The sequence below is a fragment of the Pseudomonas putida genome, assembly GCF_050989985.1.
GTDB lineage: Bacteria > Pseudomonadota > Gammaproteobacteria > Pseudomonadales > Pseudomonadaceae > Aquipseudomonas > Aquipseudomonas putida_AI.
The window spans coordinates 5329303-5355079 of the sequence record NZ_CP158815.1 but is presented as its reverse complement, the minus strand read 5'-3'; the positions used below and the strand labels follow the sequence as shown (position 1 = coordinate 5355079).

Annotated in this window: 22 protein-coding genes and 1 pseudogene; 18 read left to right on the top strand and 5 right to left on the bottom strand. The window is 61.1% G+C overall.

From position 1 onward, the window contains the following. Positions 1 to 81 precede the first annotated feature (81 nt). The 5 genes from ABTV29_RS24525 (at position 82) to ABTV29_RS24505 (ending at position 5634) form a co-directional block, all read left to right on the top strand. A complete protein-coding gene (locus tag ABTV29_RS24525; RefSeq protein ID WP_433767194.1) occupies positions 82 to 1392 on the top strand; it encodes a citrate-proton symporter in 1311 nt (436 codons plus the stop codon). Between the two features lie 20 nt (positions 1393 to 1412). Next, positions 1413 to 2837 (top strand): amidase, encoded by a 1425-nt coding sequence (locus tag ABTV29_RS24520; protein WP_433772001.1) that lies wholly within the window; start codon positions 1413 to 1415, stop codon positions 2835 to 2837. A gap of 100 nt (positions 2838 to 2937) precedes the next feature. Then, positions 2938 to 3708, top strand: a complete 771-nt coding sequence (locus ABTV29_RS24515) for an IclR family transcriptional regulator (protein WP_433767193.1) — start codon at positions 2938 to 2940, stop codon at positions 3706 to 3708. 176 nt (positions 3709 to 3884) lie between these two features. After that, positions 3885 to 4475, top strand: coding sequence for a YceI family protein (locus tag ABTV29_RS24510; protein ID WP_433767192.1), 591 nt, complete (start codon positions 3885 to 3887; stop codon positions 4473 to 4475). 1 nt (position 4476) lies between these two features. Beyond that, on the top strand, positions 4477 to 5634 hold the full coding sequence (locus ABTV29_RS24505) for a phospholipase D-like domain-containing protein (RefSeq protein ID WP_433767191.1): 1158 nt from the start codon (positions 4477 to 4479) through the stop codon (positions 5632 to 5634). 132 nt (positions 5635 to 5766) lie between these two features. Here ABTV29_RS24505 and bglX read toward each other — a convergent pair whose 3' ends face one another. Beyond that, positions 5767 to 8058 carry a beta-glucosidase BglX gene (gene bglX / locus ABTV29_RS24500; RefSeq protein WP_433767190.1) on the bottom strand — a complete coding sequence of 764 codons (2292 nt, stop codon included), beginning with the start codon at positions 8056 to 8058 and terminating at the stop codon, positions 5767 to 5769. 271 nt (positions 8059 to 8329) lie between these two features. On the opposite strand from bglX, the gene ABTV29_RS24495 reads away from it, so the two are divergent. From ABTV29_RS24495 to ABTV29_RS24480, 4 genes are all read left to right on the top strand, one after another. After that, a complete protein-coding gene (locus tag ABTV29_RS24495; RefSeq protein WP_433767189.1) occupies positions 8330 to 8935 on the top strand; it encodes a LemA family protein in 606 nt (201 codons plus the stop codon). A 117-nt stretch (positions 8936 to 9052) separates the two neighbouring features. Further along, entirely contained in the window at positions 9053 to 9823 is a 771-nt protein-coding gene (locus ABTV29_RS24490; protein ID WP_433767188.1) for a TPM domain-containing protein, read from the top strand. 28 nt (positions 9824 to 9851) lie between these two features. Continuing rightward, a complete protein-coding gene (locus ABTV29_RS24485) occupies positions 9852 to 10469 on the top strand; it encodes a TPM domain-containing protein (RefSeq protein WP_433767187.1) in 618 nt (205 codons plus the stop codon). Positions 10470 to 10679: 210 nt separating this feature from the next. Beyond that, on the top strand, positions 10680 to 11906 hold the full coding sequence (locus ABTV29_RS24480; protein ID WP_433767186.1) for a class I SAM-dependent methyltransferase: 1227 nt from the start codon (positions 10680 to 10682) through the stop codon (positions 11904 to 11906). On the opposite strand, the gene ABTV29_RS24475 is transcribed toward ABTV29_RS24480, so the two are convergent. Further along, on the bottom strand, positions 11896 to 12810 hold the full coding sequence (locus ABTV29_RS24475) for a DMT family transporter (RefSeq protein WP_433767184.1): 915 nt from the start codon (positions 12808 to 12810) through the stop codon (positions 11896 to 11898). The two genes, ABTV29_RS24480 and ABTV29_RS24475, sit on opposite strands and share 11 nt — an antisense overlap. Before the next feature lie 326 nt (positions 12811 to 13136). On the opposite strand from ABTV29_RS24475, the gene ABTV29_RS24470 reads away from it, so the two are divergent. The 3 genes from ABTV29_RS24470 (at position 13137) to ABTV29_RS24460 (ending at position 14562) form a co-directional block, all read left to right on the top strand. Then, the gene (locus ABTV29_RS24470) at positions 13137 to 13718 is read left to right on the top strand and encodes a DJ-1/PfpI family protein (protein WP_433767183.1); all 582 of its coding nucleotides are present in this window, start codon (positions 13137 to 13139) and stop codon (positions 13716 to 13718) included. A 15-nt stretch (positions 13719 to 13733) separates the two neighbouring features. Beyond that, positions 13734 to 14039 carry a ribbon-helix-helix domain-containing protein gene (locus tag ABTV29_RS24465; RefSeq protein WP_433767182.1) on the top strand — a complete coding sequence of 102 codons (306 nt, stop codon included), beginning with the start codon at positions 13734 to 13736 and terminating at the stop codon, positions 14037 to 14039. Positions 14040 to 14217: 178 nt separating this feature from the next. Continuing rightward, positions 14218 to 14562: a YegP family protein gene (locus ABTV29_RS24460; protein ID WP_433767181.1), complete on the top strand. Its 345-nt coding sequence runs from the start codon at positions 14218 to 14220 to the stop codon at positions 14560 to 14562. A 165-nt stretch (positions 14563 to 14727) separates the two neighbouring features. Here ABTV29_RS24460 and ABTV29_RS24455 read toward each other — a convergent pair whose 3' ends face one another. From ABTV29_RS24455 to ABTV29_RS24445, 3 genes and pseudogenes are all read right to left on the bottom strand, one after another. Continuing rightward, positions 14728 to 15747: a DUF4917 family protein gene (locus ABTV29_RS24455; RefSeq protein ID WP_433767180.1), complete on the bottom strand. Its 1020-nt coding sequence runs from the start codon at positions 15745 to 15747 to the stop codon at positions 14728 to 14730. A gap of 93 nt (positions 15748 to 15840) precedes the next feature. Further along, a complete protein-coding gene (locus ABTV29_RS24450) occupies positions 15841 to 17007 on the bottom strand; it encodes a multidrug effflux MFS transporter (protein ID WP_433767179.1) in 1167 nt (388 codons plus the stop codon). Positions 17008 to 17024: 17 nt separating this feature from the next. Further along, positions 17025 to 18259, bottom strand: a pseudogene (locus ABTV29_RS24445) (aminotransferase class I/II-fold pyridoxal phosphate-dependent enzyme). 232 nt (positions 18260 to 18491) lie between these two features. Between ABTV29_RS24445 and ABTV29_RS24440 the strand changes: the two are divergent. The 6 genes from ABTV29_RS24440 to ABTV29_RS24415 all read left to right on the top strand — a co-directional run bounded on the left by ABTV29_RS24440 (position 18492) and on the right by ABTV29_RS24415 (position 25745). Then, a complete protein-coding gene (locus ABTV29_RS24440) occupies positions 18492 to 19400 on the top strand; it encodes a LysR family transcriptional regulator (protein WP_150769827.1) in 909 nt (302 codons plus the stop codon). Between the two features lie 223 nt (positions 19401 to 19623). Continuing rightward, on the top strand, positions 19624 to 20817 hold the full coding sequence (locus tag ABTV29_RS24435; RefSeq protein ID WP_433767178.1) for a CaiB/BaiF CoA transferase family protein: 1194 nt from the start codon (positions 19624 to 19626) through the stop codon (positions 20815 to 20817). Further along, positions 20814 to 21740 (top strand): hydroxymethylglutaryl-CoA lyase, encoded by a 927-nt coding sequence (locus tag ABTV29_RS24430; protein WP_433767177.1) that lies wholly within the window; start codon positions 20814 to 20816, stop codon positions 21738 to 21740. Before ABTV29_RS24435 ends, ABTV29_RS24430 begins: the two co-directional genes overlap by 4 nt. Before the next feature lie 191 nt (positions 21741 to 21931). Then, a complete protein-coding gene (locus ABTV29_RS24425; protein ID WP_433767176.1) occupies positions 21932 to 23263 on the top strand; it encodes an MFS transporter in 1332 nt (443 codons plus the stop codon). A 409-nt stretch (positions 23264 to 23672) separates the two neighbouring features. Further along, the gene (locus ABTV29_RS24420) at positions 23673 to 24311 is read left to right on the top strand and encodes a LysE family translocator (protein ID WP_433767175.1); all 639 of its coding nucleotides are present in this window, start codon (positions 23673 to 23675) and stop codon (positions 24309 to 24311) included. Between the two features lie 87 nt (positions 24312 to 24398). Beyond that, the gene (locus ABTV29_RS24415) at positions 24399 to 25745 is read left to right on the top strand and encodes a diguanylate cyclase domain-containing protein (RefSeq protein WP_433767174.1); all 1347 of its coding nucleotides are present in this window, start codon (positions 24399 to 24401) and stop codon (positions 25743 to 25745) included. Positions 25746 to 25777 lie beyond the last annotated feature (32 nt).

Genomic DNA, 25777 nt, shown 5'->3' with positions numbered 1-25777 from the left:
CCTTCCCACTTTCTACTGCCGCTGGACCGGGCGCGCCAAGTCGCGCCCGCACTCACCCAACAGGTTTTTGGAGAGTTCCCCATGCACACTTCAAGCACAGGCGTTTCGCGCACCCGGCAGGTGGTCGCCGCCGTTATCGGCAATGCGCTGGAATGGTATGACTTCATTGTTTACGGCTTCTTGGCGAGCATTATCGCCCGGCAATTTTTCCCCTCCGACGACGAGTACGCCTCGCTGTTGATGGCGCTGGCGACCTTCGGCGTCGGTTTTTTCATGCGCCCGGTGGGCGGCATCCTGTTGGGCATGTATTCCGACCGCAAAGGGCGCAAGGCGGCGATGCAGCTGATCATCCGCCTGATGACGGTGTCCATCGCGCTGATCGCCTTAGCGCCGAACTACGCCGCCATCGGCATGGGGGCGCCGCTGTTGATCGTGGTCGCGCGGATGCTGCAAGGCTTCGCCACGGGCGGTGAGTACGCCAGCGCCACGGCGTTCCTGGTGGAAAGCGCACCGGCGCACCGCAAGGGGCTGTACGGTTCGTGGCAATTGGTGGGGCAATGCCTGGCGGTGTTTTCCGGGGCGGGGATGGTGGCGTTGTTCACCCATCTGCTGTCGCCCGAGGCGCTGGACAGCTGGGGCTGGCGGATTCCATTCATGATCGGCCTGCTGATCGGCCCGGTGGGTTTGTGGATTCGCAAACACATGGAAGAGCCGGAGGAATTCCTCGAAGCGCGCAAACAAGCCAAAGGCGCAGGCCCCGGTTTGCTGCAAGTGATCCGCGAACATCGGCAGGCGATCCTGGTGTCCATGGGGCTGGCCTGTGGGGCGACCGTGTCGTTCTACGTGGTGCTGGTGAACATGCCGACCTTCGCCCACAAGAACCTCGGTTTGCCCCTGGACCAAGTGCTGCTGGTGCAGATGCTTGCGGTGGCGCTGATGACGGTCGTGATCCCGCTGTCCGGCGCGCTGTCCGATCGCCTCGGCCGTCGTCCGGTATTGATGGCGTTCACCCTGGCGTTCTTCCTGATGGTCTATCCGCTGTACGTGTGGGTCGCGGCAGCGCCTTCGGTGGAGCGCCTGCTGGTGATGCAACTGTTGTTGTGCAGCGCGATTGGCGGGTTCTTCGGCCCGGCACCGACGGCGCTGGCCGAGCAGTTCCCCGTGGAAGTGCGCTCCACCGGCGTTTCGGTGGCCTACAACGTCGCGGTCATGGTCTTCGGCGGGTTTGCCCCGTTGATCGTCACTTGGCTGAGCAAGGTACTGGCGACGCCGGTGGCCCCATCCTTCTATGTGCTGTTCACTTGCCTGCTGACGCTATTGAGTACTTACTGCATGCAGGAGAAGCCGCGCGCAAAGCATTCTGTCGCACTGAACCTTGAGGTGAAATCTTGAGCACCCATCCGATCGTTGAAATGGACGCCGATGCGTTGTCCCGGGTCATTCATGCCAGGGACGTGTCATGCCGTGAAGTGATGCAGGCGTATCTGGCGCAGATCGAGCGCTTCAACCCGCAGGTCAATGCGCTGGTGTCCCTGCGTCCGCAGGAGGAACTGCTGGCCGAAGCCGATGCCTGTGACCGACAACTGGATCAGGGGCTGTCCCGTGGCTGGATGCACGGCATGCCGCAGGCGATCAAGGATTTGGCGGCTACCGCCGGTTTGCGCACCACCATGGGCTCGCCGCTGTTCGCCGAGCAGGTGCCGGCACAGGATGCGATCAGTGTGGCGCGTGTCCGCCAGAGCGGGGCGATCATCATTGGCAAGACCAACGTCCCGGAATTCGGCCTCGGCTCGCAGACCTACAACACCCTGTTCGGCACCACCACCAATGCCTACGACCCAACGCGAGTCGCCGGTGGCAGCAGCGGTGGGGCGGCGGTGGCGCTGGCGCTGCGTATGCTGCCGGTGGCCGATGGCAGCGACATGATGGGCTCGCTGCGCAATCCGGCCGCCTTCAATAACGTCTTTGGTTTTCGTCCGTCCCTGGGACGCGTGCCCCACGGGCCGGCGCCGGAGGTGTTCGTCCAGCAACTGGCCACCGAAGGGCCGATGGGCCGCACTGTCACTGACGTCGCCCGTTTGCTCGGCACCCAGGCCGGCTACGACCCGCGCGTGCCGCTGTCGCTGACCGGCAATCCGGAGATTTTCCAGCAGTCACTGGCGCAGGATTTCAGCGAGGTCCGGCTCGGCTGGCTCGGCGATTACAACGGCTACCTGCCAATGGAACCCGGCGTGATGAGCCTTTGCGAATCGGCGTTGCAGGACTTCGCGGCGCTGGGTTGCAAGGTCGAAGCCTGTCAGCCGGATTTTTCCATGGAACGCTTGTGGCAGACCTGGCTGGTACATCGGCACTGGCTGGTGCAGGGCAGCCTCGGCGGGTTGTACGCCGATCCGCACAAACGCCAGCAGCTCAAGCCCGAAGCCCAATGGGAAATCGAAGGCGGCTTGCGCCTGAGCGCCGCGGATATTTACCAGGCCTCGGTCAGTCGCAGCGAGTGGTATCGCGCCTTGAACGAGCTGTTCGAGCGTTACGACTTCCTGCTGTTGCCCACCGCCCAGGTGTTCCCTTTTGATGCACAAACCCCATGGCCGCGGGCTGTCGCAGGGCGGGACATGGACACTTATCACCGCTGGATGGAAGTGGTGATCGGCCCGACCCTGGCCGGCTTGCCGAGCATGAACGTGCCCGTGGGATTCAACCCGGCCGGCCTGCCGATGGGGCTGCAAATCATTGGCCCGGCCCAGGCCGACCTGGCGGTGCTGCAACTGGCTTACGCCCATGAGCAACTGACGCAATGGGTCAAGCGTCGGCCGCCCGCTTGTCTGCAACTGGCTTGAGGATTCCGGATGGGCCTGTAACTTGCTGTAACTTGCAAAAAGAGCCTATGTTCGTCAGGAGCAAATGTTCATCCAATCCGGGCTCTGGGAGGTGGCACACATGGATAGCAAGGCAGAAACCGGCAGCGTACGTTCCGTGGAGCGCGCCCTGGCGATCGTCGAGTTGCTCGGCGAGCATCAGGCGCTGGGCCTTGAGCAGCTGCATTACCTGACCGCCTTGCCCAAAGCCACGGTGTCGCGCATGTTGCTGACCTTGCAGGAGCAGGGCTGGGTCTATCGCGGCTTGAGCGACCGGCAATACCGACTGTGCGCCAAGCGCCTGTTTGGCGACAGTCAGCAACGCTTCAAGCGGCGCCTGGTGGAAAGCGCCGCGCCGTTGCTGGTGGAGCTGAGCGAGCGCACCGGCCTGGTGGCGGACCTGTCGTGCTTCGACGGCGAACGGGTGGAGGTCATGGAAAGCGCGATCCCGTCGGCATTGCGCAAACGCTATCCGAACAACTGCCAGATCGTCGGTCACAACGCCAGCCTGTTTCATTCCGCCATGGGCCGCGCCTGCCTGGGCGAGCTGCAAAGCCATGAAGTGGAGCGCCTGGCCGCCCGTGAGCGCATCAGCGACGAGTCCCTGTTCCGTGTCACCGGACAATCACTGCATCAGGGCTTCGGCCAACGTACAGAAGGCCACTGGGAATACCCGGTGCGCCTGCCATTCCTGATCCGCGCAGTGGCGCTGCCGATCCGCACCGATGGCCGCCTGGTCGGCAGCATGGCGCTGCACTGGCCGATGGACCAGGCGCCGGTGGAGCGGGTGCTGAGCCTGCACCTCAATAGTCTCGCTGCCACCATTGGCGAGGTGCAGCAGGCGATGGCCTGATTGACGCTTAACCTGTAGGAGCGAGCTTGCTCGCGATGAACTCAAGAGCGCCGCGTTTATCCTGAAACCCCGCGTTATCGTTGACGACCATCGCGAGCAAGCTCGCTCCTACAAGTTTGCAATTGGCTCACGGGCAGTTAAGGTTCAGCACAGGTTTATTTGCCCCACGGGTTTCTATGTTCAAGCGGTCTGTCACTCAAACCCTCGCCATCCTGCTGTTGAGCGGCGCGTGCCTGTCGGCCCATGCCGATTGGTATCTGGACGGCGAATCCTCGCGGCTGTCTTTCGTCAGCACCAAAAACGCCAACCTTTCCGAGGTGCAACGCTTCCTGGTGTTGCACGGCAAGGTCGAACCCAGCGGGCTGGCGCAGGTGGAGGTAGAGCTCGAATCGGTCAACAGCGGTGTCCCGCTGCGCGATGAGCGCATGCGCAAGGAACTGTTCGAGATCGAGAAATTTCCCGAAGCCTTGATCACCACGCAAATCGATCTGCGCCCGATCAACGACCTGGCCTCCGGCGCGCAACTGGAACTGCGCCTGCCCCTGACCGTCGACCTGCACGGTCGCCAGCGCACCTACAACGCTCAACTGCTGGCTACGCGCCTGGATGACCGGCGCTTCCAGGTGGTGACCCTGGAGCCGCTGGTGATCAATGCCGAAGACTTCGACATGGCGCCGGGTGTGGAAGCGCTGCGCAAGATAGTCGGGCTGTCGGCCATCAGCTTGTCCGTACCCGTGGGTGCGGTGCTGATTTTCACGGCGCGCTGACATGGCCGGAGCGATTTTTCCCTGGCGTGAAGGCAACCACTTCGAACTGCTGATCGATGGCCCGCAGTTTTTCCCGCGCATGCTGGTGGCAATCGCCCGCGCCGAAGTGCAGGTCGAACTGGAGTTGTACCTGGTGGAGGCGGGCGCCTGTGCCGAAGCTATGGTGCAGGCGCTGGTTCAGGCGGCCGAGCGCGGGGTGCGGGTGCGCTGCCTGTTCGATGATTACGGCAGCCTGGCGTTCACCCTGGCATTGCGTCAGCGCCTGATGGGCGCCGGTGTGGAGCTGCGTTTCTACAATCGCCTGAGCTGGCGGCGTTGGGTCGGCAACTTTTATCGCGACCATCGCAAACTGCTGCTGGTGGACCAGAGCCTGGCAGTGGTCGGCGGCACCGGCGTCACTGATGAGTTCTGGACGCCGGGAGAGGACTTCAGCGAGTGGCATGAAGTGATGGTGGAAATCACTGGTCCGCTGGTGCTCGACTGGCAACTGCTGTTCGACCGCCAGTGGATCGCCAACCGTCATCGCCGCGCCTGGAAACCGGCCGCGCATTTCGGTTTGCCGCGCTTGCCTCGCTTGCCGTCCATGGGCGAGGGCATGGGCCGGGTCGCCTATGCTGACGCCCGTCAACATCGGGACATCCTGCAATCGCTGGTTCGGGCGTTGAACAGCGGCCAGCGGCGCATCTGGCTGGCAACGCCGTATTTTCTGCCGACCTGGAAAGTGCGCCGCTCCCTGCGTCGCGCGGCCTCCCGTGGGGTCGATGTGCGGCTGCTGCTGACCGGGCCGCGCACCGATCACCCTTCGGTGCGCTACGCCGGGCATCGCTACTACCCGCGCCTGCTCAAGGCCGGGGTGAAGATCTTCGAATACCAGCCATGTTTCCTGCACCTGAAAATGGTCCTGGTCGATGACTGGGTGAGCATCGGCTCGTGCAATTTCGATCACTGGAACCTGCGGTTCAATCTGGAGGCCAATCTCGAAGCGCTGGACCCCGGACTGACCCAGGCGGTGGCGGCGAGTTTCGAGCGCGACTTCACGTTGAGCCAGGAAGTCAGCCTGGAGGAGTGGCGACGCCGGCCGTTGTGGCGGCGGGTTAAGCAGAGGGTGTGGGGATGGGTGGATCGTGTGGTGGTGAATCTGTTGGATAAACGCGGATAGTCGTCACACCAAAAACAACTGTAGGAGCGAGCCTGCTCGCGATGAGGCCATCACATTCAACATCTTTGTTGACTGTCAGGCCGCCATCGCGAGCAGGCTCGCTCCTACAGGTTTATTGCGGTGTTTCGGGGGTTACAGCAACTCAAAGCTCTGCTGCGTCACGTCCCTGGAGTCCAGGCCGATCTGCACGTTGAACTTGCCCGGCTCCGCCGCGTATTTGAGCTGGGTGTTGTAGAACTTCAGGTCATCCTCGGTGATGGTGAAGTGCACGACTTTCTGTTCGCCGGCCTTGAGCATCACTTTCTGGAAGTTCTTCAGTTCCTTGATCGGGCGGATCATCGAGCCGGCCACGTCCTGGATGTACAGCTGCACCACGGTTTCGCCGTCGCGCTTGCCGGTGTTCTTCACCGTGACGCTGGCGTCGAGCTTGCCGGTCTTGTTCAGCGTGGTCGACGACAGCGCCATGTCGCTGAGGCTGAAGTCGGTGTAGCTCAGGCCGTAGCCGAACGGGAACAGGGGACCGGTGGTGTCATCGAAGTACTGCGAGGTGTAGTTGCCTGGCTTGCCCGGGGTGAACGGTCGGCCAATGGTCAGGTGGTTGTAGTAGGTCGGAATCTGGCCTACCGAGCGCGGGATGGTGATCGGCAATTTGCCCGACGGGTTGTAGTCGCCGAACAGCACATCGGCGATGGCGTTGCCGCCTTCGGTGCCGCTGAACCAGGTTTCCAGGATTGCGTCGGCCTGTTCGTTCTCTTCGAGGATCGACAGCGGACGGCCGTTCATCAGCACCAGTACCAGCGGTTTGCCGGTGGCTTTGAGAGCGCGGATCAGTTCACGCTGGTTTTCCGGGATGTTCAGGTCGGTACGGCTCGACGACTCGTGGGACATGCCACGGGATTCACCCACGGCGGCGACCACCACGTCGGCGTCCTTGGCCGCTTTTACCGCTTCATCGATCAGGTCCTTGGCCGGACGCGGGTCATCGACCACTTCCGGGGCGTCGAAGTTGAGGAAGTTCAGGTAACCGAGAATTTTCGGGTCGCTGGTGATGTTGGCGCCACGGGCGTAGATCAGCGTCGATTTGTCAGCGATCACATTGCTCATGCCATCGAACAGCGTCACCGATTGTGCCGGTTTGCCGGCGGCGGCCCAGCTGCCCATCATGTCGATAGGCGCCTTGGCCAGTGGACCGACCAGGGCGATTTTCGCGGTTTTCTTCAGCGGCAGGGTTTCGTTGCTGTTCTTCAGCAATACCTGGCTGCGGCGGGCCACGTCGCGGGCCTCGGCGCGGTGCAGGCGGCTGTCGGCGTAGGTGTCGGCCGGATCATCCTCGGCCTTGCCGATGCGCAGGTACGGGTCCTTGAACAGGCCCATGTCGTACTTGGCGCCCAGCACCGCACGCACGGCGTTGTCGATGTCGCTCTGCTTGATCTCACCGGACTTGAGCAGCCCCGGCAGCTCCTTGCCGTACAGGGTGTCGTTCATGCTCATGTGGATGCCGGCCTTGATCGCCAGCTTCGCCGCTTCGCGACCGTCGGCGGCGACGCCATGCTTGATCAGCTCGAAAATCGCCCCGTGATCGCTCACGGCCAGGCCCTTGAAGCCCCACTCCTTGCGCAGCAGGTCGTTCATCAGCCAGGTGTTGGCGGTGGCCGGCACGCCGTTGATCGAGTTCAGCGCAACCATCACCCCGCCGGCACCGGCGTCGATGGCGGCGTGGTAGGGCGGCAGGTAGTCCTGGTACATCTTGACCGGGCTCATGTCGACGACGTTGTAGTCGCGACCACCCTCGACCGCGCCGTACAGGGCGAAGTGCTTGACGCTGGCCATGATGCTGTCGGCGGCGTTGGCGCCGGTGCCCTGGAACGCCTTGACCATCACGCCGGCAATGCGCGACACCAGGTAGGTGTCTTCGCCGAAGCCTTCGGACGTCCGGCCCCAGCGCGGGTCGCGGGAGATGTCGACCATCGGCGCAAAGGTGATGTCGAGGCTGTCGGAGGCGGCTTCCTTGGCGGCGATGCGCCCGGACAGGCCAATGGCGTCCATGTCCCAGCTCGACGCCAGGGCCAGCGGGATCGGGAAAATGGTGCGGTGGCCGTGGATCACGTCGTAGGCGAAGAACATCGGGATCTTCAGGCGGCTACGCATGGCCGCGTCCTGCATCGGACGGTTTTCCGGGCGGGTGATCGAGTTGAACGTGCCACCGATGTTGCCGGCGGCGATTTCCTTGCGGATCAGCTCCCGGGGCATTTCCGGGCCGATGCTGATCAGGCGCAACTGGCCGATTTTTTCATCGAGGGTCATCTGCTTCATCAGGTTGCTGATGAAGGCGTCCTTGTTTTCCAGCGGCGGGGGTGTCGTAGCGGCCAATACGTTATGACTGGCCAGGCTGACGAGCAGACCCAGCAAACACAGCTTCTTCATGAATAGTTTTCTCAAGGGCCCAAACGGCGTTCGAGGCGCCGGTCAGCCAAAAGTTAGGGAGCGTCTATTGTTGTTCGGGTGGCTTTCCAAATACGGCCGGCAAAAAGCCTGAGCCGAAAACGGCAGCTGCCTGCCGGACGTTTTCTGCGCAGGGCATCTTTTAGCCCATTGTCCCGATGCAATCCAGTGGCGCGGCCGATTATGCCCCAAGAGCCCGCCGAGAGGGTTGCCGGGTGTTTTTTCCATGAAATGTGAAGGGAGCATCACTGTGATGAATGTACGACAGTCCTACCGGTCGAGGCTGCAGATCGCCACCTTGCTGGTGATGGCCACGTTGCTGACCGCCTGTGGCATCAACAACATCCCGACCCTCGATGAGCAGGCCAAGGCCGCCTGGGGGCAGGTGCAGAACCAGTATCAGCGTCGTGCCGACCTGATCCCCAACCTGGTGGAAACCGTCAAGGGCTACGCCGCCCACGAAAAAGACACCCTGACCGCCGTCATCGAGGCCCGGGCCAAAGCCACCTCGATCCAGGTCGACGCTTCCACCCTGGACAACCCGGAGAAGCTCAAGCAATACCAGCAGGCCCAGGATCAGCTCAGTGGCGCCTTGAGCCGCTTGATGGTGGTGTCCGAACGCTATCCGGACCTCAAGGCCAACCAGAACTTCCTCGCGCTGCAATCGCAGCTTGAAGGCACCGAGAACCGTATCAGCGTGGCCCGGCGCGACTTCATCCTCGCGGTGCAGAAGTACAACACCGAAATCCGTACCTTCCCCGGCCGCCTGTGGCACAGCGTGATGTACAGCAATCTGCCGGTTCGCGAGACGTTCGAGGCCACGCCGGGCTCGGAGAAGCCGCCTGAAGTCAAATTCTGATCTGGATGAATAACCCTGTAGGCGCTGCCGAAGGCTGCGATCTTTTGATCTTGATATTTTGAAAATCAAAAGATCGCAGCCTTCGGCAGCTCCTACAGGGATGGATGAGGTCGCCAAATGCGCGTGATGAAGATGGGCCTGGTGCTGTTGCTGTGGGTGCTGGCCCTGGCGGTCCAGGCGGAATTGAAGTTCCCGGCGTTGACGGGGCGGGTGGTGGATAACGCCGGGATGATCGAGCCATCGGTGCGCGATCAACTGACGCAACAACTTCAGGCCCATGAGAAAGTCACCGGTGAACAACTGGTGATCGTAACCTTGCCGGACCTGCAGGGCACCGACATTGCCGACTTCGGCTATCAACTTGGCCGCTATTGGGGCATCGGCCAGAAAGACAAAAACAACGGTGCATTGCTGATCGTCGCCCGTGACGAGCGCAAATTGCGGATTGAAGTCGGTTATGGCCTGGAAGATCGCCTGACCGATGCGCAGAGTTCGGTGATCATCAATCAGGTGATCACCCCGGCGTTCAAGGCCGGCAACTACAGCAAGGGCATCAGCGACGGCGTGGCGGCGATGCTGGTGGTGTTGGGCGGCAATCCCCTGGACGAGCCGTCGACGGTGTATGAGTCCCACGGAGATCCAGATGACGATTTCGTTTCACGGCATCCGGGGGTGTTCGTGTTTTTGCTGTTGTTGTTCATCCTGACGGTGTTTGTCTGCCAGATGCTCGGTATCCTTCCCGCCGGTCGCGGCGGCTCCGGAGGTTCGGGGGGCGGTTTTGGCGGCGGAGGCGGTTTCGGCGGTGGTGGTTTTGGTGGCGGCGGGGGCGGGGGCTTCAGCGGCGGCGGAGGCAGTTTCGGGGGCGGTGGTTCGTCCGGCGGCTGGTAACAATAATAATGAGCAGGCACTTCACGACATGGCATTACTGACTGAACACGAACAACGCAAAGTCGCCGAGGCGATTGCCCGGGTCGAACGCGACACCGACGCCGAACTGGTGACCGTGCTCGCGGCCCGCGCCGACGACTATGCGTACATCCCGCTGCTCTGGGCCAGCCTGCTGGCGCTGGTGGTGCCGGGTATCGTGCATTACCTGACAGGCTGGTTGACCATGCACAGCCTGTTGCTGGTGCAATGGATCAGCTTCATCGTGCTGTGCCTGGTGTTCCGGCTGCCGAAAATCACCACCCACCTGATCCCGCGCTCAGTGCGTCACTGGCGCGCCTCGAACCTGGCGCGCCGGCAGTTCCTCGAACAGAACCTGCACCACACGGTGGGCGGCACCGGTATTCTGATTTTCGTCTCCGAAGCGGAGCGTTATGTGGAAATCCTGGTGGATGAGGGCATTTCCAGCCGCCTCGACAACAGGAACTGGGACGCGATTGTCGCCGAATTCACCCGGCAGGTACGGCAGGGGCAGACCTTGCAGGGCTTCGTCCGCTGCGTCGAGGCCTGTGGCGAATTGCTCAAGGTGCATGTGCCGGTGACCCATGTGCGCAATGAATTGCCGAACCGGTTGGTGGTCCTGGGCTGAACCCTATCCCCTGTGGGAGCGAGCGTGCTCGCGATGGTCGTCAACGATAACGCGGGGTTTCAGGATAAATGCGGTGTTCTTGAGTCCATCGCGAGCAGGCTCGCTCCTACAGGGGCGGCGCCGTTCGTAAATAACTGCGTGTCCTGAACGACCATCCCCCCTAAAATACCCGCCATTCCCGATCCGCACCGCCCTGAGGCCGTTTTTTCCATGTCTGCTACCGCTACTCCCGCCAGCCTCGCGCCGGATCATCACGCCCAGTTCATCGATCTTCTGCAAACCAGTCTCGAGCAAAACGCCTTTATCAAACTGGTGCTGGCCAAGTATGTCGGCGAAGAAGCGGACCTGCAGCGCATCATCATCAAGCCGGTGACGGTCAAGGCGCAGCCGTGCCTGTCCTTCGTCTATCGCTATAAAACCCGCGATATCACCAAGAACCTGCCGGTAGCCGAAGGCGTTGCGACCATTGCCGGGCTGTTGCCAGAGGCGTTCAAGAATGCGCACTTGTTGGCGCTGACCGACGAAGCCCAGCTCGAATACAGCAAAAAGGGCAAGAGTTCACTGTTCAAGAGCAAACCCCAGCAATTGCGTGAAGCGCCGTCCGCCGAGCACAACCGCGAGAAAAACCGCTTCGTTGATTTGAATCGGCCATTTCTCGCCGACCTTGGGGTGACCAACAAGCAGCATGAGCTGATCCCGGCCATGTCGCGCAAGTGGAAGCAGATCAACAAGTTCATCGAGGTGTTCAGCCATGCGCTGACGTCATCGCCGCTGGCGCTGGACAAACCGGTGCGGGTGGCGGACTTCGGATCGGGCAAGGGCTACCTGACCTTCGCCATCCATGACTACCTGCGCAACACCCTGAAGGCCGAAGGCGAAGTGACCGGTGTGGAGCTGCGTGAAGACATGGTCACCCTGTGCAACACGGCGGCGGCCAAGCTTGAGCACCCGGGGCTGGTGTTCAAGTGTGGTGACGTGCGCAGCGTGGCGCCGAGCGAACTGGAAGTGATGATCGCGCTGCACGCCTGCGACATCGCCACCGATTACGCGATCCACACCGGCATCCGTTCCGGGGCGTCGATCATCATGTGCTCGCCGTGCTGCCACAAGCAGATCCGCCTGCAAATCCAGAGCCCGGCGCTGCTCAAGCCGATGCTGCAATACGGCCTGCACCTGGGCCAGCAGGCGGAAATGGTCACCGACAGTCTGCGTGCGCTGTTCCTCGAGGCCTGCGGTTACGAAACCAAGGTGTTCGAGTTCATCTCACTGGACCACACCAACAAGAACAAGATGATCCTGGCGGTCAAGCGCGCCGAGCCAATCGACCCGACCCAGCTGTTGGCGAAAATCCAGGAGCTGAAGGACTTCTACCACATCACCGAACATTGCCTGGAAACCCTGCTGCGGGCCGACGGATTGCTCGGCGCTAAGGCTTGAGCTGAACACCTTGCGGCAATGTGCCTGGTTGTGCGGGGCGTACGCTGGTCTTGCGCCCCAACATCACGGTCAGGATCACGCCCGCCGCGAACAGCCAGGTGATCGGCGCGACGTGCTCACCGAAAAACAGTGCTGAAAACGCGATGGTGAAGAAGATCTGCAGCAACTGGATCTGACTGACCCGGGCAATGCCGCCCATGGCCAGCCCGGCATACCAGGCAAAGAAGCCGATGAACTGCGAAAACAGCGAGACGTACCCGAAGGCCCACCAGGTTTTGCTGGATATCTCACCCTGATGTTGCAGTGCCAGATACGCCACCGGGCCGATCAACAGCGGCGTCGACAGCACCAGCGCCCAGCAGATCACCTGCCAGCCGCCCATCTCCTTGGCCAACCGGCCGCCTTCGGCATAACCCAAACCGCCCACGGCAATGGCCCCAAGCATCAGCAAATCACCGACCTGAATGCTGCCGGCACCGCTGATCAGCGCATAACCGAGCACCAGCGCACTGCCCAGCGCCGCGCAGGCCCAGAAGGCTTTCGACGGGCGCTCGTGGGACAGCCACGCGGCGTACAGCGCCACGCACAGCGGTTGCAGGCCATTGACCAGGGCGCCGTGGGACGCCGGCAGGGTTTGCATCGCCCAGGCCGACAACACCGGGAAACCCAGAATCACCCCGGCGGCGACCAGGGCCAGGCCCTTGACCTGTTTCCAGGTCGGCCACTTTTCCCGACGCCACAGCAACAGAATCGCCGCCGGCACCGCCGCGAACAAGGCGCGGCCCAGGCCATTGAGCAGCGGATGAAGCTCCTGTACGACGATTCGCGTGAAGGGCAGGGTGAGGCTGAAGATGACGACGCCAAGCAGGCCCAGGGCCATGCCGGTGTTTTCGCGGGAGGACATGATGGCAACCGGAATTTGTTGTGATTGGAAGAGCCTTCATCTAGCCACAAACCGCAGTTTCGCGCTGTTACAGCTAGGTGCAGAGTTATCCGTACAGTTGGGGGTAATGCCCCCAACGTAGGAGCTGCCGAAGGCTGCGATCTTTTGATTTTGCTTTTGCTCCTCGACCGATGCAGAAAAGATCAAGATCAAAAGATCGCAGCCTTCGGCAGCTCCTACAGGGATCGGGTACCCCTCAGTAATAGCCGGCTGTTACCCGACCTCCCGGATTAGGACTACCTTGAATACTCCTGCATGCCTGTGCATTTCCCAGAGGAGTCCTCCCCATGGCCGCTAAAAAGATTCTGATGCTGGTCGGCGATTTCGTCGAAGACTATGAAGTGATGGTGCCGTTCCAGGCGCTGTTGATGGTCGGCCATACGGTGCACGCCGTCTGCCCGGACAAAAGCGCCGGCCAGACCGTGCGTACGGCCATCCACGACTTCGAAGGCGACCAGACCTACAGCGAAAAGCCCGGCCACCTGTTTGCCCTGAACTTCGACTTCGCCAAGGTCAAGGCCGAGGATTACGACGCCGTGCTGATCCCCGGTGGTCGTGCACCGGAGTACCTGCGTCTGAACGAAAAAGTCCTGGAGCTGGTGCGCGCCTTCGACAAGGCCGGCAAGCCGATCGCCGCCGTCTGCCATGGCGCGCAATTGCTCGCCGCGGCCGGGGTTCTGGAAGGCCGTGAGTGCAGCGCTTATCCGGCCTGTGCGCCGGAAGTACGCCTGGCCGGCGGTACATATATCGACATTCCAGTGACGGACGGCCATGTTCAAGGCAATCTGGCCACGGCGCCGGCCTGGCCCGCCCATCCGAGCTGGCTGGCGGGTTTTCTCGGGTTGCTGGGCACCAAAATCACCCTGTAACGAGGAACCCTGTTCATGTGCGAGCTCTACGTCAAAGCCGACCCGATTCTCTACGAATCGCGCTCCCGCTCGCTGCGCATCTGCGGTGTGGTGACCACCCTGCGCCTGGAGAATCAGTTCTGGGACATCCTCAGCGAAATCGCCGAGGTCGACGGCATGACCACCAACCAATTGATCGCCAAGCTGTATGAAGAGGTGATGGACTACCGCGGCGAGGTGGTGAACTTCGCCTCGTTCCTGCGGGTGAGTTGTACGCGGTATTTGAGCCAGCGGCGGGTGGCGGCGCCGGAGTTGTCGGTGGTAAAGAGTTTGGTGAAGTAAGTTTCTCGATGTCCTTTCGGGCCCCATCGCGAGCAGGCTCGCTCCCACAATGGATTGGTGTACACATATCCACTGTGGGAGCGAGCTTGCCCGCGATGGCGGCGGTTCAGGCGACAGAAATCCCCGGCTGGTCTTTACTCTGAAGCGCACAACCTCTCAATCGCCAAGGAGAAAGAGCATGTCCGGATGGTACGAAGTGAGCAAAAGCAGCAATGGTCAATTCAGATTTGTGCTGAAGGCGGCGAACGCCGAAACCATTCTGACCAGTGAGCTGTACACCACCCGCGCGGCCGCCGACAAAGGCATCGCATCGGTCCAGGCCAACAGCCCGCTGGATGAGCGCTACGAGAAAAAAGCCACCAAGGATGGTCACCCTTATTTCAATCTCAAGGCCGGAAACCACGAGATCATTGGCAGCAGCGAGTCCTATTCCTCGGCGGCTGCGATGGAAAAAGGCATCGCCAGTGTCAAGGCCAATGGGCCGACCAAGGTGATCAAGGACAAGACCCTTCCCGTCCTCTGAACTCAACACCTTTCCCTGTAGGAGCGAGCATGCTCGCGATGAGGCCATAACATTCAACGCAGATGTTGACTGTCCGGCGGCCATCGCGAGCAAGCTCGCTCCCACAGAAATCACGCTGAACCTGTGGGAGCGAGCCTGCTCGCGATGGCGTCAGCTCGAACAACACTAAACTTCGACTGGAACCGACAACCTCGGGCTACCCAACGCATGGGTCTTCGAATCAAAAAACCGCAATTCGACCCCCGTCCCCTCAAACACCTTCGCGTAATGCCGCTTCTGATGCTGAATGAACGCCTGGCTGCGCGGATAAATCGAGATCGCCACGACCTTCGGCTTCGCCTGGCGCAAGGCATGCGCGATATGGCTGTCCTGTTCGCCCAGTGCGTGGCCGAAAATGCACAAGCCGTCGCCATGACCAAGCAATTGCGCGTAGCAGAACGACAGGTAATCCGAGCTGCGGATGGTCTTGAGCTTGTCCGCACTCGGCCCTTCGTTGACGAACAACGGCACGTCGTCGAGGGTCTTGATGGTGTTGTTGATGGCGAAGTTGCCCAGCAGCGTGCCTTCGGTCGACATCAGCCGACGCGCCGTACCGTCCTGATTGCGCACCAGATGCAGGCCGCCGTGCAGGTACAGCAGGCGGGTCTTGTCGGTGGCGCTGGCGCTCAGCTCGAAAGACGGCTCGCTGCCCTCGAACAGGTCGCTGATCGTGTCGGCCTGATGCTGGATGGCCCAGTGGTTGAGCAAGTCGTAATTGGTGGTGAATACCGTGCGATAGCTGGCCAGTTCCCGATTGATCGTCGCCAGGGTCGAGGCTTCGACCAGCCGCCATGGAATGTGCACCGCATGCACGGTGTTGATCAGCGCTTCCTTGATCGCGTAGTAACGGTTGCGCGGGGCGGCGGAGCTGACTGCCAGGGCCTTGTTGACCCGGCTGGTGGTCTTCAGCGCGCCCAGCACCTGCTCGAAACTGCGTGTCTGCAGCGCGTCGAAAACACTCAGCTCGGATGGGCTCAGGGGCTTTTCTTCAACGGTGCGGGCGTTCTCGAACAGCGAGTCGTAGCCAAAATCGTCCCACACCGCGCGGCTGGCGCCGTTGCCCACCAGCAAGCCGGCGAACGCCGCGCTGCTGCGCAAGGTGTTCCAGTCTTCAAGGTGGGCGTCGACATCCAGGAAATCGGTCATTGCGATCACAGTCTCAAAGCAAAAGGTCTGATGGGCGGCGACTTTATCACGTGCGCAGGTTGAGCCTGATTAACGAGATTGCTGCATCGCGCTTTAAGCGGGTTTGCGGCCAGGTGTGAGCACTACACAGAGCATTGCTCCCACCGCCAGCAAAGTGCACAACAGCGAAAGTGGCCAGGCTTGCTCACTGGCAATTAGACTGGCAATTGCTCCAATGGCGGCGGCCATCAGTTGGTGAATGAAGCCACTTAAAGCCATCGCATAAGCACCGCCGACCGGAGAGCCGTCGTTGGCCATGGACAGGCTGATCGGGTAATTCAATGATTGGCCAAACACGGCAAAGCAATAGGGTAGCCAGAGCATCAACGCGATGGTGGTTCCAGCGAGGCTACCCAGCAACATCACCGCGCTCCCTGCCAACACAATCCCCACACCCAGTGTCATCAGCCAGCGTTGTCCGGTACGCAGAACGAACCTGTTGACCCCCAACGCTCCCAGAAAATACGCCGCACTGATCGGCCAACCCAGCAATCCATATTCCACGACAGACCAGTTGTACGGTCCTTGCAGGATCAGCGGTGCAGCAGTGTTGAACGCGATGATCACACCGTAACCCAAACCCCCGGTGAGAGCTGGCAGCAGAAAGGCTCGATCACGCAGGATGCGGCAGTAATTGGAAAAGGCGGATGAGGGCAAGTTGTGCTCGGTCAGAACCGGGAACGTGACCTGCGCTACGAGCCCCGCCATCAATAGACTCACACCACCCAGCAGACAGAAAATCGCTTGCCAACCCAGCACGACTTGAATGATCGAACCCAGGTATTGGCCTATACCCAACGCCACTACGAAAGATATCGAAATCCAGGACAGTGCCTTGGCGAGAAATTCTCCTCTGAAGCTGTCGCGAATCAGTACCCGCGCCATGACGGAAATGCCACTGGCACCAATGCCCTGAATCAGTCGAAACAGCAGGAATGACTCGATTGTTTGGCTCAATGGAAGCGTGAGATTGCCCACGCCATAGATACCGAGCGCAGCAAGTAGCACCGGTTTTCGGCCAAGGCGCTGACCGAGGCTGCCCCAGAACAGCATCGGTAGTGCCATGCCGATCAAATACACCGCCAGCCCCCACGAAACCAGCGAGGCATCAGTGGATAGATTCCGAGATATCTCCGGCAGTGCTGGCAGGTAAATACTCATGCCTAATTGAGCTAGAAAAACCGTGCTGCAAGTGATCAGGAGGGTGGTGCTGCTCTTCATGGAGTCTTCTCTAGGCGTCAATCTCTGACGATTTCGGCGTGTTTACGTAAAAGGTTGGTGACTAATTCACAGAAGCGGCAGATGAGCAGGGAATCCATGTCGGCACGTAGAGTAATTCTGATGGAGGCCTTACCTTGCGCTACCACCGGAAAAAAGACTGCGGAAGTAAAGAAACCGAGATTTGCCATTGTGATGGCAATACTGTTGGCTAGCTCGGCTTCACCACAGTGAATAAGGCGAATCGCCATGTTGCTGCCGTATTGTTCAGTTCGGATCAAACTGTCAAAGAGCTGGATGTTAACTTGAAGCTTCTCCTGTAAAGCGACAAATTCCGGTGTTCGGTGTAGTTGAATGGAGGCTCTGCCTGCACCAATGGCTGCACTGTTCAGGCTTTGCGACCAGTTACTTGGGCCGCCGTAACGCTGAATAAGTTTTTTTGTCGTTCACTGCCCAGCATCACCAGCCCGCCACTGGCGCCAAATGATTTGGCCAGTGATGCGACGATCAAACTGTCATCATCAAGGGCTTGGATCTTGGAGCGTACGAGACCCGCACCGAAAGTTCCTACAGCTGAAAGTGCGTGGGAATCGTCCAGGTAAAGAAACAATCCGTAGCGCTCTTTCAGGTACAAAAGGCCATCCATGTCTGCTACCCCACCCATGCTGTAGGCTCCGTCAGCGATGTAGGCAACTTTGGCGTGCTGTTTACATAAGTTTTCGAGGTGATCCATGTCGTTGTGCGGGCAGGTCACCACTCGTGTTTCGTCTGCACACGCCGATTTCAGATGGTTCATCGAGTAATGTGCCAGTCTGTCAAAAGCCATCAGTGGGGGCCGGTTTTGTGTGAATACGCCGCTGGCTAGCAATGGCAAGATTCCAGAGCTCGCTGCACTGCATGACAAGGTGCTCAGGCAACTTGCACCGAACAGGTCGGAAAGCTCGTATTCATACTGATCCAACGCTGCGAGTTTGCAGCGGTTCTTCGAGTTGGCGATGCGCAATGTACCAATTTCCCGAAGCGCATTTATGGCGCCATCAAGCAGGTCGGGATGATGATCCAATCCTAAATAAGATGTAGTGCAGAAGTGGTGAAACGAACGCCCGAACTGATCAACCATTCGGTTTGTACCGGTGATCTCAACATTGAGCCTCGCAATTCGTCCTGCCTCGGCAGTCTCCCAGTCGTGATCTGCTAGTGAGATTACTTTTCGATAATTTGTGAAGGAATTTGTTACGCGCGCTGACTGGTTCATATGTCTGTCCTTAGTAAAGAGATCCATTGGCTTTGAAGCAAACCGTGTGCACTTCCATACTCTACGGAGCGGAAAGGGTGGTTTGTATCAGCGGATTCCGGCAATGCTGAGTGTTACAAGAGTTAAATGTGTAGGGGGATGCCTATGAAGTTGTGGGTCGATTGCGTTGACGGGACGCATGAATACGGGGCTATGCTGCGACCTTGCCTGAGCCGACACCGCCGAGCCCCCCATGCTGCAAAAAAGCCTGATCCGCCGCCTCGACCTGATCACCCTGCAACTGTTTGTCGCCGTCCATGAAGAAGGCACCCTGACCCGTGCCGCCGCGCGCGAGGCGATTGCGGTGTCGGCGGCGAGCAAGCGCTTGATGGAGCTGGAAGAGGCGTTGGGCATCAGCCTGTTTGTGCGACAGGCCAAGGGCATGACCCTGACGCCGGCGGGTGAAACCTTGCTGCACCATGCCCGGCAGATGCTGTTCAACGTGGAGAAAATGGGCCTGGAACTGGGTGAGCACAGTCACGGTGTGCGCGGTTACGTGCGGATGCTCGCCAACCTGTCGGCGATCATCCAGTTCCTGCCGGAAGACCTGCGGGACTTTTCCGAGCGTCATCCGCAGGTGAAAACCGACCTTGAGGAGCGACCCAGTTCCGGGGTGATCCAAGGGGTGCTCGACGGCGTGGCCGACCTGGGGATCTGTTCCATCGACAGCGACATCAAAGGCCTGCACAGCGTGCTCTACCGTCAGGACAAGCTGATGGTGCTGATGCTGCCGGATCATCCGTTGGCCAGTCGTTCGAGCCTGGCTTTCGCCGACACGCTGGACAGCGATTACGTCGGATTGCATGCGGCCAGTTCGATCAATATGCGCACCCACGCCGCGGCGCGACAGGCGGGCCGGGTCTTGCGGGTGCGTATCCATGTGCCGGGCTTCGACGCCATGTGTCGCATGATCCAGGCCAACATGGGCATTGGCGTGCTGCCGCAACGAGCCTATGAATTGTTTGGCCGGGCGCTGGGGCTGCATGCGGTGCCGTTGACCGATGACTGGTCGGACCGGGCGTTGATTCTGGTGGTGCGCGATGAGGCGCTGTTGTCGCCGGTGAGCCGGATGTTGTTTGAGCATTTGCGTGGGCAGGTCTGAGATTTGTGTTGTCTTGACCGGCCTCATCGCGAGCAGGCTCGCTCCCACAGGGGAACGCATTCCAATGTGGGAGCGAGCCTGCTCGCGATGGCGGCCTTGAGGTCGCGGTGATTTCCCGGAGCGTTCGCGTTTCGCGAACGCTCGTTGCCAACTGAAGGTTGGATTCCTCAGGCACCGGTCCTCTAGCCTTGGCACATATTCCAAGAACAAGAGGTACCCCGCGATGACTGCCCCCTTGAGTGCAATCAAAGTGATCGAGATCGGCACGCTGATCGCCGCGCCGTTCGCCGCGCGCATGCTCGCCGAGTTCGGCGCCGAGGTGATCAAGATCGAAGCCATGGGGCAGGGTGATCCCCTGCGTAAATGGCGCAAGCTGCACGAAGGCACCTCGCTGTGGTGGTACCTGCAATCGCGCAACAAGAAATCCCTGGCACTGAACCTCAAGTCCGCCGAAGGCATCGAACTGGTCAAGCAACTGGCGACCAGCGCCGACGTGCTGATCGAAAACCTGCGCCCCGGCGCGCTGGAAAAACTCGGCCTGGGCTGGGACGTGCTGCACGCGCTCAATCCCAACCTGACCCTGGTGCGCATCTCTGGCTACGGCCAGACCGGCCCATACCGCGATCGTCCAGGGTTCGGCGCCATTGGCGAGGCCATGGGCGGCATCCGCTACACCACCGGCACCCCGGGTTCGCCGCCGGCACGGGTGGGCGTCAGCCTTGGCGATTCGTTGGCGTCGCTGCATGCGGTGATCGGTGCGCTGATGTCGCTGCTGCGGGTCAAGACCGGGCAGGGCGTAGGGCAAATCGTCGATGTGTCCCTAGCCGAAAGCGTGTTCAACGTCATGGAAAGCCTGGTGCCGGAATACGACATGCTCGGCCATGTCCGTGAACGCACTGGCGGCGCCTTGCCGGGCATCGCCCCTTCCAACACTTATCTCACGGCGGACGGCGCCTACGTGGTGATCGCCGGCAACAGTGACCCGATCTATCGTCGCCTGATGCACACCATCGGTCGCGCGGATCTGGCCGAAGATCCCGAGTTCGCCCATAACGACGGGCGTGCCGCCAAGAGCAACCTGCTCGATGCCGCCATCACCCACTGGACCAGCAGCCTGCCGATCGACGACGTGCTGACAGCGCTGGAAGCAGCCGAAGTACCCGCCGGGCGCATCTATTCGGTGGCCGACATCGTGGCCGATCCGCACTATCAGGCGCGGGACATGCTGCTCACTGCCGAGCTGCCGGGCGGCGCCAAGGTGAAAATGCCCGGCATCGTGCCGAAACTCTCGCAAACCCCCGGCGGTGTGAACTGGTCAGGCCCGGGGCTTGGCCAGCACACTGACGCAATCCTCACGCAGCTTGGTTTGACGCTGGCTGACATCGAGCGCCTGAAAGTCGAAGGAGTGGTGCAATGATCACCGACTATTCCGATAGCCTCATCGTGCAGGAAGTCTCGCCGCGCGACGGCTTGCAGATCGAGCCGACCTGGGTCGAGACCGTCGACAAGATCGCCCTGATCGATCAATTGTCCCTCGCCGGGTTCAGCCGTATCGAAGGCGGTTCGTTCGTGTCGCCCAAGGCCATTCCGGCGCTGCGCGATGGCGAGCTGGTGTTCAAGGGCATCACCCGCCAACCGGGGGTGATCTATGTTGCGCTGATCCCCAACCTCAAGGGCGCGCAACGGGCGCTGGCCTGCAACGCCGATGAGCTGAACCTGGTGATGTCCGCCAGCCAGACCCACAACCTGGCGAACATGCGCATGCGCTGTGAAGACTCGCTGGCCGCGTTCGGTGAAATCGTCCGGTTCGTGCAGGGCTCGTCGGTGCGACTCAACGCCAGCATCGCCACCACCTTTGGTTGCCCGTTCGAAGGCAGGATCGATGAGGACAGGGTGTTGCAGATCGTCGAGGCCTACCAGGAACTCGGCATCCGGGGCATCACCCTGGCCGACACCACCGGCATGGCCAACCCGCGACAGGTGGATCGCCTGGTGCGACGGGTCTTGCAGCGGGTATCGCCCGCGGACTTGACCCTGCATTTCCACAACACCCGTGGCCTGGGCCTGTGCAACGTGCTGGCGGCCTACGAGGCCGGCGCCCGTCGCTTCGACGCGGCACTGGGCGGGCTCGGCGGTTGCCCTTTCGCACCGGGGGCATCGGGAAATATCTGCACCGAAGACCTGGTCAACCTGTGCGATGAAGTCGGCATCCACACCGGCATCGACCTGCCACTGTTGCTGAAATTGTCCCGAGGATTGCCGGCGTTGCTCGGTCACGAAGTGCCCGGCCAACTGGCCAAGGCCGGACGCAATTGCGATTTGCATCCGATCCCCACCTGACCCACACAGCCCCCTGTAGGAGCGAGCATGCTCGCGATGGACGTTAACGATAACGCTGAATGCCAGATACCCCGCGGCGTTCTCAGGCTCATCGCGAGCATGCTCGCTCCTACAGAAAGCCAGTAAACGAACATTTACCAGACAACAAAAACAATCGGACACCCCACGGGAAGTCCGCCTGGAGAAACGCAATGAGCCTGAATGCAATGGAGGCCGGGGCGAGCCCGGCCGTCAGCCACGACGAAGAAAAAGCCCTGGTCAGCAAGGTCGCCTGGCGGTTGATGCCACTGATCATGGTCTGTTACCTGTTCGCCTTTTTCGACCGCATCAACATCAGCTTCGCCAAGTTCCAGCTGCAGACGGACCTGAGCCTGAGCGACACCGCCTACGGCCTCGGTGCCGGGTTGTTCGTGGTCGGTTACGTGATCTTCGAAGTGCCCAGCAACATGATGCTGTACAAGGTCGGCGCTCGCCGCTGGATCGCCCGGATCATGATGTCCTGGGGCCTGGCCACCGCCTTGATGGTGTTCGTCAACAGCGAATGGCAGTTCTACGCGCTGCGCTTCGTGATCGGTGCGATGGAAGCCGGCTTTGCCCCGGGCGTGCTGTACTACCTGACGCTGTGGTTCCCGCAGCACTATCGCGGACGCATCACCTCGATGCTGTTCCTGGCTTCGGCCTTCGCCGGGCTGGTGGGCGCGCCGTTCTCCGGGCTGGTGCTGCAACACCTTGATGGCGTGCTGCAAATGCGCGGCTGGCACTGGTTGTTCCTGCTCGGTGGCGTGCCCTGTATCGGCCTGGGTCTGCTGGTGCTGACCCTGCTCAAGGACCGCATCGAAGACGCCCATTGGCTGACGCCTTCGGAGAAGACGCTGCTGGCCAGCCGTATCGCGCACCATGAGCCGCACAAATCCGGCGGCTCGCTGCTCGCGGCCCTGAAGATCCCGGGCTTCCTGACCCTGGGCCTGATCTACTTCCTGATCCAGGTGGCGTCCTACGGTCTGAACTTCTGGGCACCGCAGCTGATCCGCAGCGCCGGTACCGAGAGCCCGGTGATGATCGGTCTGCTGACCGCCATCCCCTACATCTGCGGGGCTATCAGCATGGTGGTGATCGGGCGCTTGTCCGACGCCACGGGCGAGCGACGCAAGTTTGTTGCCGGCCTGGTCGCGGTGGGCGCGCTCGGCTTCTTCAGCGCGGGGATCTTCGCCAGCCACACGACGTTCCTGATTATCGCGCTGGGCCTGCTCGGCGCCGGGATCATCGCCTCGATCCCGAGCTTCTGGACCCTGCCGCCGAAACTGCTTGCCGGCGCCGGTGCAGGTGCTGCGGGTGGGATCGCGGTGATCAACACCCTCGGCCAGTTCGGCGGGATCGTCAGCCCGGTCATGGTCGGGCGCATCAAGGACATGACCGGCAGCACTACGCCAGCGCTGTATGTCATCGGCGTTTGCGCACTGATCGCCGTGGCGCTGTTGATGTGGGGGCTGCCGCAGAAGCTGCGCACGCTGGACAAGATTTAAAGGTTCGCATGTCGCACCAGCGCTTACAGGGACCACGCATTCCTGTAGGCGCTGGTGCAGCCTGCGATCAAGCTACTGAAATCTGCGGGACAGGTAGATTGCTTTCGCGAGCAGGCTCGCTCCCACAGGGACTGCGGCAGACACAAACTGTACATTCGCCGCAAAACCACTGTGGGAGCGAGCCTGCTCGCGAAGACTGACTAACAATCGCCATCGCACTGTCTGCTTTTCCCTCCACCCGCCATCACTAACGCGGATACCTTCCTTTCTCTGCCGGGCCTCCGGCAGTGTCTTCCCTTGATCCTCGAAGCCCATGTCGGGATAAAGTTCTTCGACGATCAGTCATTCAATGCCCAGTGACCTGATATAGACTGGCCACCATTCACCAAACGGTTCAAAAGGACTTCCCATGACCCCATCGCTGCTAATGGCCGTTCTTGCCTCGGGTTTCATCTATGGCATTACCCCGGGGCCGGGTGTGCTGGCGGTGTTCGGAATTGGCGCGGCCCATGGGCGGCGGGCAGGGGCGGGGTTTCTCTGCGGGCACTTGCTGGGCGATGTGATCTGGTGCAGCACGGCGTTGGTGGCGATTGTCGGTGCGCGGGAAATCGGCAGCACCGCATTCGATGTGCTGGGCATGCTCAGCGGTCTGTATCTGTTCTGGCTTGGCTGGCGTGCGGTACGGGCCCGTCGCAGTGCCGAAGAGGCGCCACAAGGGCCGGCGCGTCAGCCGTTCTGGCATGGCATCCTGTTTGGCCTGACCAATCCGAAGGCGTACCCGGTGGCGGTCGCCACGTTCACGGCCCTGTTGTCGAGCCGCGCCGAGTTGCTGACCTGGTCGATGTTGCCGTGGTTGATCTTCCTGAGTTTCGTCGGAGGGCTTTTCGCCTACGCTATCCTCATCGGCATCGTCGGGGCGCGCCGGGTGCGCACCCTGTATCAACGCCATGAGCTGGCGATTACCCGCTTGTGCGGGGTGATGTTTATCGGTTTCGCCATCAACGCCCTGGCGCATGCATTGCCGGGATTGGTGACGAACAAGGCTTGAAGCTGATCGCAGGATTGCATCAGTGGCACGGGTTTCGGTCAGGGATGGTTTCTTTTTGCGGCATCGTTCGGACACGCTCTCGGCACCATGACCATCAGTAATTCCGCTCCGTTGGCGAGCTTCATCGACTTGTTGCTGGACGCCGTTTGCGCAGTCGACAAACAAGGTCGCTTCGTATTTGTCAGTGCGGCTTGCGAGCGCATTTTCGGTTACAGCCCTGATGAGTTGATCGGGCGCCAGATGATCGACCTGGTGCACCCGGCCGATCGTCAACGCACCCTCGATGCCGCGCGGGAGATCATGGGGGGTGAGCCCAAGCTCAATTTCGAAAACCGCTATCTGCGCAAGGATGGCCGGGTGGTGAACATCCTCTGGTCGGCGCGCTGGTCGGAGGTCGATCAGTTGCGCATCGCCGTGGCCCGCGACATCACCGAGCGCAAGCAGGCCGAATCCCGTCAGGCGGCGCTGTATGCGATTTCCGAAGCGGCCCATGCGGCGGAAGATTTGCTGGCGCTGTTCAAGCGCATCCACCTGATCATCGGCGAGTGGCTGCCGGCCATGAATTTCTCCGTGGCGCTGTATGACGAACACTGTGCGCAGCTGAATTTTCCCTATCACGTCGACGATCACGAGCCGCAGCCCGAGCAGCCCGGCACCATCACCGGGCGCCTGTGTGCCGAGGTGATTAACACGGGCTTGCCGATCTTGCTGACGCCGGATCAGGACACGCCACCCATGGGTTTCGAGGCGCTGGTGACCGGGCAGAATTCGCCCTGTTGGCTGGGGGTGCCGTTGAATTCGCAAAACGGCACCATCGGCGCGCTGATCGTCAAAAGCATCCCAGGCGGTGAGCGCTACACCGAGCAGGATAAAGAGCTGTTGCAGTATGTCTGCGCCCAGGTGGCGACGGCGATCGAGCGCAAGCAGTTGCATGCGCGGCTGCAACGCATGGCCCAGTACGACCAGTTGACCCAGTTGCCCAACCGCGAATTGCTGCGCGACCGGCTCAAGGCTGCACTGGAAGCGGCGCGCCAGGGCTGTGGGCGCATGGCGCTGCTGTATGTCGACCTCGACCGGTTCAAGCAGGTCAACGACACCCACGGCCATGCGGTAGGCGACATGCTGCTGCAAACCGTCGCCAATCGGCTCAAGGGCTGCGTGCGGGAAACCGACACCGTGGCGCGTATTGGCGGCGATGAATTCGTGGTGTTGTTGCACAGCATCCACGCCTCGGGGGATGCCGACACGGTGGCCCTCAAAATCCGCCAGGTCCTGGCCCAGCCGTTGCGCCTGGACGGGCACAGCCTGCTCATCCAGCCCAGCATCGGCGTGGCGCAATACCCGGAAAACGGCACGGAAGAAAAGCAGCTGTTCCGGCACGCCGACGAGGCGATGTACACCGCCAAGCGCGCGCACCACTTGCGCCTGGTCTGAGTGCCGGCTGCCGTTCGTCGCGGTATCGACGC

Coding starts and splice junctions, on each gene's coding strand:
- ABTV29_RS24525 (WP_433767194.1), top strand. CDS start 82: ATGCACACTTCAAGCACAGGCGTTTCGCGCACCCGGCAGGTGGTCGCC.
- ABTV29_RS24520 (WP_433772001.1), top strand. CDS start 1,413: ATGGACGCCGATGCGTTGTCCCGGGTCATTCATGCCAGGGACGTGTCA.
- ABTV29_RS24515 (WP_433767193.1), top strand. CDS start 2,938: ATGGATAGCAAGGCAGAAACCGGCAGCGTACGTTCCGTGGAGCGCGCC.
- ABTV29_RS24510 (WP_433767192.1), top strand. CDS start 3,885: ATGTTCAAGCGGTCTGTCACTCAAACCCTCGCCATCCTGCTGTTGAGC.
- ABTV29_RS24505 (WP_433767191.1), top strand. CDS start 4,477: ATGGCCGGAGCGATTTTTCCCTGGCGTGAAGGCAACCACTTCGAACTG.
- bglX (WP_433767190.1), bottom strand. CDS start 8,058: ATGAAGAAGCTGTGTTTGCTGGGTCTGCTCGTCAGCCTGGCCAGTCAT.
- ABTV29_RS24495 (WP_433767189.1), top strand. CDS start 8,330: ATGAATGTACGACAGTCCTACCGGTCGAGGCTGCAGATCGCCACCTTG.
- ABTV29_RS24490 (WP_433767188.1), top strand. CDS start 9,053: ATGCGCGTGATGAAGATGGGCCTGGTGCTGTTGCTGTGGGTGCTGGCC.
- ABTV29_RS24485 (WP_433767187.1), top strand. CDS start 9,852: ATGGCATTACTGACTGAACACGAACAACGCAAAGTCGCCGAGGCGATT.
- ABTV29_RS24480 (WP_433767186.1), top strand. CDS start 10,680: ATGTCTGCTACCGCTACTCCCGCCAGCCTCGCGCCGGATCATCACGCC.
- ABTV29_RS24475 (WP_433767184.1), bottom strand. CDS start 12,810: ATGTCCTCCCGCGAAAACACCGGCATGGCCCTGGGCCTGCTTGGCGTC.
- ABTV29_RS24470 (WP_433767183.1), top strand. CDS start 13,137: ATGGCCGCTAAAAAGATTCTGATGCTGGTCGGCGATTTCGTCGAAGAC.
- ABTV29_RS24465 (WP_433767182.1), top strand. CDS start 13,734: ATGTGCGAGCTCTACGTCAAAGCCGACCCGATTCTCTACGAATCGCGC.
- ABTV29_RS24460 (WP_433767181.1), top strand. CDS start 14,218: ATGTCCGGATGGTACGAAGTGAGCAAAAGCAGCAATGGTCAATTCAGA.
- ABTV29_RS24455 (WP_433767180.1), bottom strand. CDS start 15,747: ATGACCGATTTCCTGGATGTCGACGCCCACCTTGAAGACTGGAACACC.
- ABTV29_RS24450 (WP_433767179.1), bottom strand. CDS start 17,007: ATGAAGAGCAGCACCACCCTCCTGATCACTTGCAGCACGGTTTTTCTA.
- ABTV29_RS24440 (WP_150769827.1), top strand. CDS start 18,492: ATGCTGCAAAAAAGCCTGATCCGCCGCCTCGACCTGATCACCCTGCAA.
- ABTV29_RS24435 (WP_433767178.1), top strand. CDS start 19,624: ATGACTGCCCCCTTGAGTGCAATCAAAGTGATCGAGATCGGCACGCTG.
- ABTV29_RS24430 (WP_433767177.1), top strand. CDS start 20,814: ATGATCACCGACTATTCCGATAGCCTCATCGTGCAGGAAGTCTCGCCG.
- ABTV29_RS24425 (WP_433767176.1), top strand. CDS start 21,932: ATGAGCCTGAATGCAATGGAGGCCGGGGCGAGCCCGGCCGTCAGCCAC.
- ABTV29_RS24420 (WP_433767175.1), top strand. CDS start 23,673: ATGACCCCATCGCTGCTAATGGCCGTTCTTGCCTCGGGTTTCATCTAT.
- ABTV29_RS24415 (WP_433767174.1), top strand. CDS start 24,399: ATGACCATCAGTAATTCCGCTCCGTTGGCGAGCTTCATCGACTTGTTG.